This is a genomic window from Kitasatospora sp. NPDC001225 (assembly GCF_053597855.1).
This window is the reverse complement of sequence record NZ_JBSFJC010000174.1, coordinates 1-14,204: the sequence shown is the minus strand read 5'-3', so window position 1 is coordinate 14,204 and position 14,204 is coordinate 1. Positions and strand designations below refer to the sequence as shown.

Here is a 14,204-nt window from a genome sequence, read left to right as displayed (position 1 = left end):
CGACGGGGGCGCGGCGTGCGCTCGGGGAGGGCGCGTCACATGTTGATCATGTGACCGGCGAGGCCGTGGATGGCCTCCTTGACCGCCTCGCCCAGGGTCGGGTGGGCGTGCACGTTGCGGGCGACCTCGTGGACGGTCAGGTCCCACTGCTGGGCCAGCGTCAGCTCCGGCAGCAGCTCCGTGACCTCGGGGCCGATCAGGTGGGCGCCGAGCAGCTCGCCGTGGGTGCTGTCGCTGATGACCTTGACGAAGCCGATCGGGTGGCCGAGCCCGTGCGCCTTGCCGTTGGCGGTGAACGGGAACTTGGCGACCTTGACGTCGTAGCCCAGGTCGCGGGCCTGCGCCTCGGTGTAGCCGAAGGAGGCGATCTGCGGCTGGCAGTAGGTGGCGCGCGGGATCATGGCGAAGTCGACCTCCATGGTCTCCGCCCCGCCGATGGTCTCGGCGGCGATCACGGCCATCGTCTCGGCGGCGTGCGCGAGCATCAGCTTGGCGGTCACATCGCCGATCGCGAAGATGTGCTCGACGCTGGTGCGGCCGCGGCCGTCCACCGCGATGGCGTTGCGGTCGGTGAGCTTGACCCCGGTGTTCTCCAGGCCGTAGCCGTTGACCCGCGGCGCGAAGCCGATCGCCTGGAGCACCTTGTCGGCCTCCAGCACCTGCTGCTGCCCGTCCTTGGTGACGGTGACCCGGACCTTGGCGTTCGGGTCGCTGTCGTCGATCGACTCGACCCGGGTGGAGGTCAGCACCTCGATGCCCAGCTTGCGGTACTGCTTGGCCAGTTCGGTGGAGACCTCGACGTCCTCCAACGGCACCACGCGGTCCAGGAACTCGACGATGGTGACCTTCACGCCGTAGTTGTGCAGCACGTAGGCGAACTCGACGCCGATCGCGCCGGCGCCCGCGATGATGATGCTCTCCGGCAGCTGCTCGGTGAGGATCTGCTCCTCGTAGGTGACCACGCGGTCGCTCAGGCTGGTGCCGGGCAGCAGGCGGGTGGTGGCACCGGCGGCGATGACGCAGTGGTCGAAGGTGACGACGTCGAAGCCGCCGCCGCTGAGCGCCACCTGGAGGGTGTGGTCGTCGACGAAGGTGCCCCAGCCGTCGTACTCGGTGATGCCGTTCTTCTTCATCAGGTAGTGGACGCCCTTGACCCGGCCGTCGGCCACCGACCGGCTGCGCCGGAAGGCCTCGCCGAAGTCGAAGGTCACCTGGCCCTCGACCTTGATGCCGAAGGTCTTGGCCTCCTTGGTGAAGATATGGGCGAGCTCGGCGTTGCGCAGCAGGGCCTTGGAGGGGATGCAGCCGACGTTGAGGCAGACGCCGCCCCAGTACTTGGCCTCGATGACCGCGACCTTCAGCCCCAGCTGGGCCGAACGGACGGCGGCGGTGTAGCCGCCCGGGCCCGCGCCGAGGACGACGACGTCGTAGTGCGTGCTCATGTTGCTGACTCCTCCGAGGGTGTCACGGTGTCGTGATCTCGGTCCCATGGTGTCAGGACCGTGCTCGGCGCACCCACCGGGTCTCGGCGGATGCGCCCCGCGCGGCACCGTACCGGCCCGCGGCCGGATTTGTCAGCGGTCTCCGCTACGGTGACGGCACCCGTGGCCACCAGGGGCGATGACGGAGGGAGGTCCCGGATGGAGCAGTCGCGTACGGCGGTCGGGTGGGCCCGCCGGCCGGGGGTGGCGGTGGGCCCACCCGGGCGTCAGGCCGCCACGCCGTGGGAGCGGTCGCCGTTGGTGCCGCCGATACCCGTCGCGCCCGCGCCGGCGCCGGGCGCCGCCTTCACGGCCGGGCGCTGGGCCGGGACGGGCCGGTGCAGCGAGGAGAGGTCCCAGGCGTAGGTGCCGACGGCGTTCGCGATCACGTCGATGTTGACGTCGAAGGCGCCCATGTCGATGTTGCCCAGGTTGTCGCAGGCCTTGTGGTAGCACGGGTCGTACGCGACGCCGGCCGTGCCGCCGTAACGGGCCGCCTGCTCAGGGGACTTGACCTTCTCGGCACCGGTGTCGGTGCCGCCGGCCGGGATGCCCGCGTCGATGAACGGACCGTAGTCGGAGCGGCCGTCGAAAGCGGTCGGGTCGTGCGGCAGGCCCCGGCCCTCCAGGTAGCCGTTGATGTCCCGCTCCAGCTGGGCCGAGCCCTCGGGGCCCGCGTCCCCGCCGGCGCTGCCGGAGCCGTTGTAGACGAACTGCGCGTAGTTGGGGGACGCGATCATGTCGAAGTTGAGGTAGAGGCTGATCTTCTTCTTCTCCGCGTCGGAGAGGGAGGTCACGTACTTCTCGGCGCCCTTGAGGCCGAACTCCTCGGCCGACCACCAGGCGAACCTGACCTTGTTCTTCACCGGGTGGACGCTGAGGTTCTTCGCGACCTCCAGGATTCCGGCCGTGCCGGAGCCGTTGTCGTTGATGCCCGGCCCCTCGGGGACGGAGTCGAGGTGCGCGCCGACCATCACGGTGTGGTTCGGGTCGCCGCCGCGGGTCTCGGCGATGACGTTCCAGGTCTTGCGCTGCTCCATGAAGGTGCGGATGTCCAGGGTCACCCGGACGGGCCCGGCGGCGGCCTGGGCGGCCAGCGCCTCGCCCGCGGCCTCGGTGATCCCGCCGGTCGGGATCCTCCCCGCCGTCGGCTCGCTGAGCGTCCCGTTGAGGCTGCCCTCGGTGTTGTTGTAGATGATCGCCCCGGCCGCCCCCGCGCCGGCCGCGGCGGCCTGCTTCTCGGCGAAACTGCACCCGCCGCGCCGGATCAGGGCGATCTTGCCGGTGAAGGCGCCCGCCGGGTAGTCGGCGGGCGTGCAGCCGGTGGTGGCGCCGACCGGAGCGACAGCCAGGTCCGCGGTCAGGCCCGCCTCCGGACCGCTCACCGAGTACGTCATGGCGATCACCGGGACCGACTCGGCCTTCGGGGAGACCACGTCGAGGTGCTCGGAGCGGGCCTCGAAGTAGGTGTAGACGAACTCCTGCTTGGACACGTTGAGTCCGGCCCGCCGCGCCTGCTCGTAGACGTACTGCGCGGACTGGTCGTGCCCCTTCGAACCGGCCGGCCGGGTACCGCCGTTGCGGTCCGCGATCAGCTGGAGCGCGGCCAGCGTGGCCCGGGCGTCCCGGGCGCTGCTCGCCTCGACCAGCCGGGAGGCCAGCTTGGCGCCCTTGCGCGCCGGGTCCGGGTCGGCCGAGGCGCTGCCGGCGCCGGCCAGCAGCAGCGGGGCGACCAGGGCGGCGACGGTCAGGGCGGCGCCCGCACTCCGCCGGGTGACGGCGGTTCGCGGGCGTCCTGGGGAGGTGGTGCGGTCGTACGGGGTGGAACGGTCGAGTGGGGTGGAACGGTCGAGCGGCGAGGTGGAGCGACGGGTGCGCAGCATCAGGGCGACTCCTTCCGACGGGCCGTGAGGGTCATGATTGGACATGATCGGAATCCCGTTGCCAAGCCTTTACGCACACCTTGCGGGATGCGGACCGCAGCGCACGCGGCGATATTGGAGGGGTGGGGGCGTCTCATCCAGGAGTGTGACCAGATGTCCATGATGGATAAGCTCAAGAGCCTGCTGAAGGGCCACGAGGACCAGGCCGACAAGGCCGTCGACAAGGCGGGCGACGCCGTCGACCAGCGCACCGAGGGCAAGTACAGCGGGCAGGTCGACGCCGCCCAGGAGCAGCTCAAGAACCAGTTCCGCGACCAGCCGCCCCAGTAGCGGCGGCTCCGCGGGGCGCCGGCCCGGCTGACCCCGGCCGGGCCGGGGTCGGTCTCAGTTGCCTGCCCCCGTCGCCCTGCCCGTCGTCCTGCGCGTCCACACCGTCCGTGCCGTCCGTGCCGCAGTTCTCGCAGGGGCCCGGGCCGGTCCGCTCGCGCAGTCGTCCGCACTCCGGGCACACCCGGTCCAACCAGCAGGCCGGCTCGCCGCCTTCGTCCACGTGATCGGTCACGCGATCGATTCTGCCCGGGCATCGGTGCGGCCGCGAGTAGACACTGTCTACGCGCAGCTGGTAGACAGTGTCCTCATGACCGAACAGGAGCAGGACCTGCGGGCCCGACTGGTGGCCGCCGGCGTCGAGTTGGTGGCCGAGGGCGGCGTCCAGGCGCTCGGCCTGCGCGAGATCGCCCGCCGCGCCGGGGTCTCGCACGGCGCGCCCCGCCGCCACTTCCCCACCCACCGCGAACTCCTCGCCGCCATCGCCCAGCAGGGCTTCGGCAGGCTCACCGACACCCTCGCGGGCGCCGACGCCCTCACCGCCGCCACCGGCGCCGACGCGCGCACCCGCCTCGACGCGCTCGCCCGCGCCTACCTCGGCTTCGCGGCCGCCAACCCCGGCATGTTCGAGCTGATGTTCCGTCACGACCTGCTGGAGGGCAGCGGCATCGAACTTCGCCGCACCACCCTGCCGCTGTTCCTCACCTTCGTCGGCCTGGTCACCGAGGTGCACCCGCAGTCCGACGATCCGGCCGCCGCCACCGCCGCCCTCTGGTCCAACCTGCACGGCCTCGCCCAACTGCGCACCTGGGGCAGCCTGCGCCTCATCACCGGCGACGACTCCGTCGAGCCACTGCTGCGCGCCACACTGGACGCCCACCTCGGCCCCTCCGTCCGGTGAACCCGCCGCGGCACCACCGGGGGCTCGTCCTGGCCGCGAGCATCACCGGCGCCGTCCTGGTAGCCGTCGACGGCACCGCGCTGACCGTCGCCCGGCCGACCCTCCAACACGACCTGCACGCCTCCGTCGCCGCCGTCCAGTGGGCCAGCACCGGCTACCTGGTCACCGTCGCCGCCCTGCTGGTCTTCGTCGGCCGCCTCGGCGACCGGTACGGGCACCGGCGGGTCTTCGTACTCGGCGTCACCGGCTTCGCCACCGCCTCGCTCGGGATCGCCGTCGCACCCGGCATCGGCTGGGTCGTCGCACTGCGCGTCCTGCAGGGCGCGGCCGGCGCGCTGCTGCAACCGGCCACCCTGGGCATGCTGCGGGCCGCCTGGCCCGCCGACCGCCTGGCCGGCCCGATCGCGATCCGCACCGCCGCCATCGGGCTCGCGGCGGCGGCCGGACCGCTGGTCGGCGGCGCACTGACCGCGCACCTCGGCTGGCGGTCGGTCTTCCTGCTGGGCCTGCTGCCCGCCGCGGCCGCCCTCCTGGCGGCCCTCGCGGTACCGGCCGGAGCCGGATCGCCCGACACCCGATCCCCGGCCGCCGGGCGCGGCAACCGGCACGGCAGCGAGCACGGCAACCGGCACGGCAGCAGGCTCGACCTGCCCGGCGCGGCCCTGCTCGCACTCGCGCTGGCCCTCCTGGTGGAGAGCCTGGTGACGCTGCCGGACACCGGCCGACCGCTCGTTCCGCTGCTCGGCCTCACCGTGGCCGGAGTCCTCGCCCTCGTCCTGGTACGCCACGAACGCCGGACCACCAACCCTCTGCTGCCGCCCGCGCTGCTCCGCTCCACGGCCGTCGCGCCACCCCTGGTCGTCCTGCTCGCCGCCTCCGCCGCGCTCCAGGGAACGCTCTTCCCCGCCACCTACTACCTCCAGGACGTGCTCGGGCTCGACCCCCTGCGGAGCGCCCTGCGGGCGGTGCCGCTCGCGGTGACGATGATCCTCGCGGCGCCCGGTTCCGCCTGGCTGGCGAAACGTCACGGCGAGCGGGCGGTGGTGCTGCCGGGAATGGCCCTGATCACCACGGGGGCGCTGCTCACAGCACTTCTCGGCACCGGCACCGGCACCGGCTCCGGGACGCTCGCGATCGCCGGCTGCTTCGCACTGCTCGGCACCGGCTTCGGTGCGGTGATGGCCACCGCCACCACGATGGTGGTCCGGGGCGCGGCCGCCGCCCGGGCCGGGGTCGCGGGCGGCCTGCAGCAGACCGTGCTGAACATCGGCCCGGCGCTGGGCATCGCCCTGGCCACCGCCGCCGCCGGCCGTACGGACCCCGGCGCTGCGCTCGCGCCGTCCGCGCTGACCATGGCGGCGGTGGCCGGCGCGGGAACGCTGCTCGCAGCGCGGCTGACCGGACGGGCGGCCGGACCGACGGCCGGTGGGGCTGCCGACCGGACCACCGGTCCGGCGTCGGGCGCGCGGCCGGAGTCCGCCGGCCGGCGCCGAGCAACGCCCGTGCCGTCAGACCCCGGTTTGGTTCACACCCCGGTGGCGCCGTCGACGGACTCCCGGAGCAGGTCGGCGTGGCCGTTGTGGCGGGCGTACTCCTCGATCAGGTGCACCAGGATCCAGCGCAGCGAGACGCTGTCCGCGCCGATCACCGCGGCGATCTGCGGGGAGAGCGGGCCGGCCGCCTCCAGCGGCTTGTCCGCGGTCAGCTCCCGGCCCCGGTCGACCTCCGTCTGCCAGTCCCGCAGCGCCTCGGCCATCCCGCGCTCCGGGGCCAGCCCGTAGCCGTCGGCGTTGTCCGCGCCGTACACCGGCGGGACGTCCTGCCCGGCGAACACCCGCTGGTACCAGGTGCGTTCGACCTCGGCGAGGTGCTGAACCAGGCCCAGCAGGGTCATCGTGGACGGTGGGACGGACGCCAGCCGCACCTGGTGGTCGTCGAGGCCGTCGGCCTTCCGGGCGAGCGTGGCCCGCTGGAAGTCCAACCAGTTCTCCAGCGTGGTGCGTTCATCGGTGTGCGGGGGCGGGATCGGCCGCCCGTCCGGGGTGTGTGCCATGGCCCCCACCCTGGCACACACCACCGACAGTCCCGCGCGGACTCCGCGACCGTGTCAGTGTGGCGACCAGCGCGAGCTGCACGGCCGCGCCCACCGCAGGCCCGAGCCACACCCCCGACACCCCCAGCGGCCCGGACAGGGCCGCCGAGGCGGCGAGTTGGGCCCCGAGACCGAGCAGGACGGAGACCACCAGCGGGCGCCCGGCGCCCGCCGCCTGGTGCACTCCGCCGACCGCCACCACCAGCGCGTACGGCAGCAGGTAGAGGGCCGCCGAGCGCAGGAAGCCGACGGACTGCGCGGCCACCGCCCGGTCCTCGGTGAAGAGCGCGGTCAGCGGCACGGCGAGCGTGACGGCGAGCACCGCCGCCACCCCACCGAGCAGCGCGGCGAGGCGTCCGGTGGCGCGGCGCAGGGTGTGCAGCGCGGCGACCTCTCCCGCACCGGTCAGCCGTGCCGCCTCGATCGCGGCGGCCTGGCGCAGCGCGTAGAAGGCCATGGTGGCGACGAGCAGGACACGGTAGCCGAGGCCATAGCCGGCCACCGCCGCGACGCCGAAGCCCGCGACCAGGCCGAGTTGGGCGGTTCCGACGGCCATCCGGGCGGTGAAGTCCAGACCGAACGGTGCGCCCGCGCGCAGGATGCGTACCGCCGCCGCGCCCGCTCCCTCGGTGCCGCCGGGGTCCTGCGGCCGCGGTTCCTCGCGTCTCACCGGCTTCCGTGGTCGCCGCCCTCGCCGCACTCGCAGGGTGACGGCGAGGGCGATCGCCCGGGAGAGGACCAGGGCCAGGGCGGCGCCCGGCACGCCGAGGGCGGGCAGCGGCCCCGGGCCGAGGATCAGCAGGGGGTCGAGGAGGAGCAGCAGCGCGTTGGAGAGCAGGGCGATCCGCATCGGGGTGCGGGTGTCGCCCGCGCCCTTGAACAGCTCGTCGGCGACGCGCTGGCCGACGAAGAGCGCGAAGGCCGGGAACGCGACGGCGAGGTAACCGGCGGCCTGTTCGGCGGCGTCGCCGTCCAAGAAGGCGCCTGCCAGCCGGTCGCGCAGCAGGAAGCCGGGGACGGCGAGCGCCGCGCTGACGGCGGCACAGAGCCGCCAGGCCGCGCGGGTGGTCCGGGCGGCTTCGGCGTGGTCGCCGGCACCGAGGGCGTGGGAGAGCCTGACGCTGGTGCCGGAGGCGACCACCAGGACCAGGCCGAGCAGCAGGTTCTCGACGGTGCCGGCCAGGGTGACGGCGGCGACCGCGGCCCCGCCGAGACCGGCCACCCAGAGGGCCCCGATCACCGAGGCGATCACCCCGGACAGCAGCTCCGCGTAGACGGGTACCGCCAATGCCGTGAGTCGGCGCAACTGGCCGCGCATGCCCTTCTCCCTTCCCCTGTGGTGCTCGTACGTGACCGGGCGGGCCCCGGCCCGCCTCGGCTCTCCTCGATCGGCTGCGGCCCTCTCGACCCGCCTCGAATAGAGATACATCGTTTCGAGGCACATCGACAAGAGGTAACATGACGACTCCACAGGGCGCACTCCGACCGAAGGGCTCCAGCCGTGTTGACGCTCGCGATCCTCGGTTTCCTGTACGACCAGCCGCTTCACGGCTACGAGCTCAAGTCCCGGATCACCGGACTGACCGGTCATGTCCGACCGGTGAGCGACGGCGCGCTCTACCCCGCCATCGCCCGGCTGGAGAAGGCCGGACTGCTGCACCGTCGCACCGAACCGGGCAGCGGCGCCGCACCGCGGCAGACGCTGGAGCTGACGGCGCAGGGGCGGGCCGAACTGCTGCGCCGCCTGGCCGACCCGGAGCAGGCCGAGATCACCGACCAGATCCGCTTCTTCACCGTCACCACGTTCCTGCACCATCTCGCCGACCCGCCCCGGCAGGCCGCCGTGCTCCGCCGCCGACTGGCCTTCCTGGACGCCCCGAGCAGCTTCTTCTACGACGGGACGGGGCAGCCGGTGACCGCCGAGCGCGAGCCGAACCCCTTCCGGCGCGGGATGCTGCTCGTCGCCCGGGCCTCCACGGCGGCCGAGCGGGCCTGGCTGTCCGAGACCGTCGCGGAGCTGGAACGGCCGGGCGGGGCGGAGCTCTCGGAAGGCTAGGCCGACCAGGCGATTCGGGAGCGAAAACGAAGGCGTGAACCCCTGCCGAACGGCAGAGCGAAGAGCCGGATTTAGGCCGTTCCGCATCTGACTCTCCCCCGCCCCGGCGTCGCTATGATGATCCGCCTCACGTCCTCGGCGTCCCCCTCCGCGGGCGTGACCCGCCACCGCGCCCCGCCGTCCCCCTGGAGGCCGCCGTGCCCATGTCCGAGACCGCGGTCGAGGCCGCAGTCCACTCCGCGCCGCTGAAGCGGGATGACATTCCCGGCTGGTTCTTCAGCCTCGACCGGGCCGCCTTCAGCCACCTGCTGTCCGCCCAGACCGCGGCCGGCGTCACCGGCGACATCCTGGAGCTCGGCAGCTACCTCGGCCGCAGCGCCGTCCTGCTCGGCGACCACCTGCAGCCGGGTGAGCGGCTGACGGTCTGCGACCTGTTCGACTCCGAGGCGGGCGACGCCGACAACGCCGCCGAGATGAACATGTCCTACCGCAAGACCCTCACCCGCAGCGCCTTCGAGGCCAACTACCTCGCCTTCCACGGCGAGCTGCCCGAGATAGTGCAGGCCCCGACCTCGGTGCTGGCCGACGGCCGCGTCCGGGCGGACAGCTGCCGCTTCGTCCACGTCGACGCCTCCCACCTCTACGAACACGTCGCCGGGGACATCGCGGTGGCCCGGGCCGCGCTCGGCGAGAACGGCGTGGTCGCCCTGGACGACTACCGCTCCGAGCACACCCCGGGCGTCTCCGCCGCGGTCTGGGAGGCGGTCTTCACCGGCGGACTGCGGCCGGTCCTGCTCACCCCGATGAAGTTCTACGGCACCTGGGGCGACGCGGCGGCCGCCCAGGCCGTCCTGCGGAAGCGCGACTGGCCGGCCGAGGGGTACACCGTCGACGAGGACACCATCGCCGGCGCCCGGGTGATGCGCCTCAACTACCAGGTCAAGGGCCCGATCCAGCGCTCCACCTCACGGCGGCTCGCCCTGGAGCTCCTGCCCCCGGTCGCGACCAAGGCCACCCGCCGGATGCTCCGGACACTGCGCGAACGCCGCGCCGCACCCCCGCTCCCGCGCGCCTGACCCTCACGCGCCGAGGCCCACTCCCCACCGGCCGGGCCCCGGCGCCGGCTTCGCCCCGTACACGGCCCTGTTCCCCCGAAGCCACGGCGAAGCGAGAGACAGTGCTCTGCGGTCAGAGCGGCACTCGGCCCGGGACAGCCAGGCGGGCACCGGGGACTTGGCCGACCTGGAGGACGGCGAAGTCGATGTGGGCCTGTTCGACGGCTTCGGGGCACACCTCGCGCTTGGCGTGCTCGGCCGGCGCCCGGCAGATGCTCCCGACGGAGGGGTTCCGCCCCTTCCGCTTGCCGGCGGGGATGATCAGGCGGGCTGGATCTGTTCGACGGACCGCCGCCCGCGCGGCACCGCAGGACAGTGTCACCGTGTCGTCGGTGATGACGGGCGGTCGGCCGCCCTCCTTGCCCTTGCGGGCCGCGGTGTGCCCTTCGAGGGTGGACGCGCGGAGTGGGCGGTGCGGACGTCCGCGCTCGGCGGGTCCGGGTCGGTCGGCGCACTTCGGAGGGGCTTGCCGGCAGGGGTCCGGCACCCCGTGATCGATCTTGCTCTCGCACTGGACCGTTCGCGAGAAGGCACCCCTGGTGGACACTTAGTCCAGGCTGGATATACCGTCCAACTCATGAGGAGCCCTGACGCACGCACGGATCCGCGCGTGCAGACCTGGGCGCCCTGGACTCGGCACTCGCCTCGGCCGTCCTCCACGAACCGACCCCGCCGGCCCGATGATCACCATGCTCAGCGTCAGCCCCGGCAGCCACGGACGACAGCCCAGCCGATGACAGCAGAGCCACTCGAAGAGAGAACCGCGATGACGACCCACTCCGCCGGCACCCCCGCGCTCCCCACACTCACGAGCGACAACTCGACCTTCTCCGGCGATGACGGGTGCATGAAATTCGAACTGGTCGAAGCGTTCGGGAATGAGCCGCTGACCGGAGGGCCACTCGGAGTGGTCACGTGCGCTGCCGCATGTGACGATGCGCTGATGCAACGCCTGGCGGCCCGCCTGGCCATGCCGGAAACCGTCTTCCTGCGCCGGGGTGACGGAGGAGAGGTGGAGGTGCGGATCTTCACTCCCTACGTCGAGCTGGACTTCGCAGGTCATCCCCTCGTGGGAGCAGCCGCAGTGGCGGTGCGGCAGGGCCTGGCCCAGCCCGGCCGGGTGGCGCTGCGCACTCGGGGCGGAATCGTTCACGCGCAGGTGGGGCCGACAGGGGAAAGTGCCGTACTGGAGGAACGGGCCTGCCAGGTGGGTCCGCCCGTCGTTCCGGATCTCGTATGCGAAGCGGTTGGGCTCGCTCCGGACGCGGCAGTGGGGCCCGTGAGATTGGCATCGGCCGGGCTCGGGTTCGCCTGCCTCCCGGTGAGCGCCGCCGATCTGGAGTCGGCCGAGGCCCTGCCGCACAGGGTTGCGGCGCTCGCCGAGAGGGTGCCCGGACTGGCCGGCGTCTTCGGGGTGGCAGTGTTCGTTCCGCAACTGCCCGAAGTCCGCGCTCGGGTCTTCGTTCCCGAGCCGGTTTGCGCGGAAGACCCCGCCACAGGCTCGGCCGCACTGGCAATGGCCGGATGGCTGGCGCACACGGGGCCGATCGACAAGCCCCTGGTGTTCGACATCGTCCAGGGCACCACCGAACTCGGCTTCTCCAGATTGCGGGTGGAAGTCCGCAGGAATGCCGATGGGGGCATATTCGCAAGCGTCGGCGGCGGGGTACGCACCTTGCTGAAAGGGCAGCTCATGACGGGCAAAATGGTCGACCGGGCCTGAGAACCGCCCGCCCGGCGATTCACGTGACGGCAGTCGACTCCGACAGCCCTGCCTCCGGGGCGCCGACCCCGACCACCTTGCTGAAGCGTCACAGCATTTAGCCGATATGCATATCAGCATCTTCCATATCTTCGACATTTCTTCACTCTCGCGAGTGAATCTCACTTAAAGATTTGCCCACGGAACCTTAAAGAGCGCATAGTGATGACACCTCAGTTCGGTCTGGTAAGCACCAAGTTCAGGCAAAGTCATCCCCAGTGAGGAGAAGACCTTGTTCCACGGAAACACGGCAACGGACAGCCCCGGGCAGCGGCTGCGCGCGGAGATCGCGGGCCCGGGGGCGACGCCGCTGATCGGCGTCTACGACATGTACTCGGCCTCCATCGCGGCCGAGCACTACGACGGCATGTTCGTCTCCGGCTTCGGCTTCGCGGCCTCCTACTACGGGCTGCCGGACATCGGTTTCATCGCCTGGCCCGACATGGTGGGCTTCGTCGAACGGCTGCGCGGAGCCTTTCCCCGGCACCACCTGCTGGTCGACATCGACGACGGCTACGTCGATCCGGAGGTGGCCTGCCACGTCGTGCGCAAGCTCGAACGGATCGGCGCGTCGGGCGTGATCCTGGAGGACCAGAAGCGGCCGCGCCGCTGCGGGCACGCGGACGGCAAGCTGGTGCTCCCGCTGGAGGAGTACCTGGAGAAGCTGGAGCTCGTCCTCGCCAACCGGACGGACTTGGTGGTGGTCGCGCGCACCGACGCCACCGAGGAGGCCGACATCCTGCGCCGGGCCCGGGCGCTCGCCGCCACCGACGCCGACGTGGTGCTCGTGGACGGCGTGCGCAGCGAGGAGTGGATCCGCCGGATCCGCCGGGTGGTCGGCGACAAGCCGCTGCTGTTCAACCAGATCGCGGGCGGCAAGTCGCCCCGGCTGTCGCTCTCGGAGCTGTCGGCCCTGGGGGTGGACGTGGCCATCTACAGCACCCCGTGCCTGTTCGCCGCGCACCGGGCGATGGACGACGCCCTGTCCGAGCTGAAGAGCGCCGACGGACGGCTGCCCACCCCGTCCGGGGGGCGTGAGCAGGTCGGCGTGCGGGAGTCGACCGAGCTGCTGGAGCGGAACATCGCGCGCCCCAGGGGGCTGATGGCGGTGACGGCATGAGGGCCGGGCAGCTCAGGCCGGCCCGGCCCTCGCCCGTCCTGCCCTCGTCGGCCCAGCCCTCGGCGGCCGCCGCCCTGCGGGCCACCGCGCTGGGGCTGGCCGGGGCCTGCGCCCTGCTCGCGGGGGCCGCGGCGCCCGCGGCCGCCGGCGGCGGGCTGATCACGGTCGTGGACAACTCGAACGCCGACTCCTGGCTCGAGATCGACCGTACGGCCAACCTCCAGAACGGCAGCGGCTCCGCGGGCAGCGACCACGACGGCGCCGGCTCGCTGGTGGGCGGCCTGCTCGGCCCGGGTTCCTCCTCCGGGCCCGCCCTCCGCCCGGTGACGGGAGGCGGCCCGTGACCGACGGCCTGGCGCGCCCGGAGCAGCCACCAGGGCTCCGGGCGCGCGGGGAGCGGCCCCGCGGGGCAAAGGCGCTGGAGGTACGGGCGCGGACGCGACGCGGCTCCGGGCCCCGCTCCCGAAGACTGCTGCCGCGCTGGCTGGACCCGTACATGGCGGCGCTGGCCGGGACGGTCGGGCTGGCCGCGCTGTTCCCGGTCTCCGGCGCCTCGGCACGGGTCGCCGAAGTGGCCTGCGACCTCGCAGTGGCACTGCTGTTCTTCCTCTACGGCGCCCGGCTCTCCACCCGCGAGACCCTGGCCGGGCTGCGCCACCTGCGGCTGCACGGGCTGGTGGTGGCCACCACCTTCGTCCTCTTCCCGCTGCTCGGCGTGGCCACCGCGCTGCTCACGCCCGTCCCGCTCACCGGGCCGTTGCAGACCGGGGTGCTGTTCCTCTGTCTGGTGCCCTCGACGGTGCAGTCCTCGGTGGCGCTCACCGGCGCCGCCGGGGGCAACGTCCCGGCGGCGATCTGTGCCGGCACCTACTCCAGCCTGGCGGGCCTGGTGCTGACGCCGGTGCTGGCGGCCTGGCTGCTGGGTTCGCACACCGAGCTGTCCGCCGACGGGCTGCTGCGGATCGGGCTGCAGCTGCTCGCGCCCTTCCTGCTCGGGCAGGTGCTGCGGCCGTGGCTCGGCGGTCCGCTGTCCCGGCACAAACGGGTGCTCACGCCGGTGGATCGCGGCTCGATCCTGCTGGTCGTCTACACGGCGTTCAGCGCGGCGGTGTCCCAGGGCATCTGGGGCCTGGCCACCCCGCTGGCACTGCTCGGGCTCCTCGCGGTGCTGCTCGCCCTGCTCGCCGCCGCCCTGGCGGCCACCGGGCTCGGTGCCCGGCTGCTGGGGCTCGATCGGTCGGCCACCGTGGCGGCGGTGCTCTGCGGTTCGCAGAAGAGCCTGGCCAACGGCCTGCCGATGGCCACCGTCCTGTTCGGAGCGCAAGCCGGGCTGATGGTGCTGCCGCTGATGCTCTACCACCAGCTCCAGCTGATCGTCGGCACCGTCCTCGCCGGTCGCTGGTCGCGGGCGGCGGCGGGCGGCGCGGCGCCCGGCTCGGTCCCGCCCGCGCTCACCGGTCCGGGCGC

The 14,204-nt window shown here is 72.9% G+C and carries 12 protein-coding genes and 1 pseudogene; 9 read left to right on the top strand and 4 right to left on the bottom strand.

Translation table 11 applies throughout. From position 1 onward, the window contains the following. Positions 1 to 35 precede the first annotated feature (35 nt). Together lpdA and ACWDCZ_RS35250 are read right to left on the bottom strand one after the other, a co-directional pair. Positions 36 to 1,442: a dihydrolipoyl dehydrogenase gene (gene lpdA, locus ACWDCZ_RS35255; protein ID WP_074003526.1), complete on the bottom strand. Its 1,407-nt coding sequence runs from the start codon at positions 1,440 to 1,442 to the stop codon at positions 36 to 38. 266 nt (positions 1,443 to 1,708) lie between these two features. Beyond that, positions 1,709 to 3,364 carry a M28 family peptidase gene (locus tag ACWDCZ_RS35250; RefSeq protein ID WP_449817997.1) on the bottom strand — a complete coding sequence of 552 codons (1,656 nt, stop codon included), beginning with the start codon at positions 3,362 to 3,364 and terminating at the stop codon, positions 1,709 to 1,711. Between the two features lie 153 nt (positions 3,365 to 3,517). Here ACWDCZ_RS35250 and ACWDCZ_RS35245 point away from each other — a divergent pair, with 153 nt between their 5' ends. The 3 genes and pseudogenes from ACWDCZ_RS35245 to ACWDCZ_RS35235 form a co-directional block, all read left to right on the top strand. Continuing rightward, on the top strand, positions 3,518 to 3,694 hold the full coding sequence (locus tag ACWDCZ_RS35245; protein ID WP_049656309.1) for an antitoxin: 177 nt from the start codon (positions 3,518 to 3,520) through the stop codon (positions 3,692 to 3,694). Between the two features lie 307 nt (positions 3,695 to 4,001). Continuing rightward, a complete protein-coding gene (locus ACWDCZ_RS35240; protein WP_449817996.1) occupies positions 4,002 to 4,592 on the top strand; it encodes a TetR/AcrR family transcriptional regulator in 591 nt (196 codons plus the stop codon). Continuing rightward, positions 4,589 to 5,863, top strand: a pseudogene (locus ACWDCZ_RS35235) (MFS transporter); the annotation flags it as partial. The gene ACWDCZ_RS35240 and the pseudogene ACWDCZ_RS35235, both read left to right, overlap by 4 nt. A gap of 254 nt (positions 5,864 to 6,117) precedes the next feature. Here ACWDCZ_RS35235 and ACWDCZ_RS35230 read toward each other — a convergent pair. Together ACWDCZ_RS35230 and ACWDCZ_RS35225 are read right to left on the bottom strand one after the other, a co-directional pair. After that, a complete protein-coding gene (locus ACWDCZ_RS35230; protein WP_380745313.1) occupies positions 6,118 to 6,645 on the bottom strand; it encodes a DinB family protein in 528 nt (175 codons plus the stop codon). Continuing rightward, on the bottom strand, positions 6,596 to 8,002 hold the full coding sequence (locus ACWDCZ_RS35225) for an MATE family efflux transporter (RefSeq protein WP_449817995.1): 1,407 nt from the start codon (positions 8,000 to 8,002) through the stop codon (positions 6,596 to 6,598). Before ACWDCZ_RS35225 ends, ACWDCZ_RS35230 begins: the two co-directional genes overlap by 50 nt. A gap of 183 nt (positions 8,003 to 8,185) precedes the next feature. Between ACWDCZ_RS35225 and ACWDCZ_RS35220 the strand changes: the two genes are divergently transcribed. The 6 genes from ACWDCZ_RS35220 to ACWDCZ_RS35195 all read left to right on the top strand — a co-directional run. After that, positions 8,186 to 8,740 carry a PadR family transcriptional regulator gene (locus tag ACWDCZ_RS35220; protein ID WP_449817994.1) on the top strand — a complete coding sequence of 185 codons (555 nt, stop codon included), beginning with the start codon at positions 8,186 to 8,188 and terminating at the stop codon, positions 8,738 to 8,740. Positions 8,741 to 8,943: 203 nt separating this feature from the next. Continuing rightward, positions 8,944 to 9,816, top strand: coding sequence for a class I SAM-dependent methyltransferase (locus ACWDCZ_RS35215; RefSeq protein ID WP_074003533.1), 873 nt, complete (start codon positions 8,944 to 8,946; stop codon positions 9,814 to 9,816). A gap of 805 nt (positions 9,817 to 10,621) precedes the next feature. Beyond that, positions 10,622 to 11,578 (top strand): PhzF family phenazine biosynthesis protein, encoded by a 957-nt coding sequence (locus tag ACWDCZ_RS35210; RefSeq protein ID WP_449817993.1) that lies wholly within the window; start codon positions 10,622 to 10,624, stop codon positions 11,576 to 11,578. 271 nt (positions 11,579 to 11,849) lie between these two features. Beyond that, positions 11,850 to 12,737: an isocitrate lyase/PEP mutase family protein gene (locus tag ACWDCZ_RS35205; protein ID WP_375877348.1), complete on the top strand. Its 888-nt coding sequence runs from the start codon at positions 11,850 to 11,852 to the stop codon at positions 12,735 to 12,737. Next, positions 12,734 to 13,081 (top strand): hypothetical protein, encoded by a 348-nt coding sequence (locus ACWDCZ_RS35200; RefSeq protein WP_375877347.1) that lies wholly within the window; start codon positions 12,734 to 12,736, stop codon positions 13,079 to 13,081. The genes ACWDCZ_RS35205 and ACWDCZ_RS35200 overlap by 4 nt, the downstream gene beginning before the upstream one ends. 152 nt (positions 13,082 to 13,233) lie before the next feature. Next, positions 13,234 to 14,204: bile acid:sodium symporter family protein (locus ACWDCZ_RS35195; RefSeq protein WP_449817998.1), on the top strand; the 971-nt coding region annotated here is incomplete at its 3' end.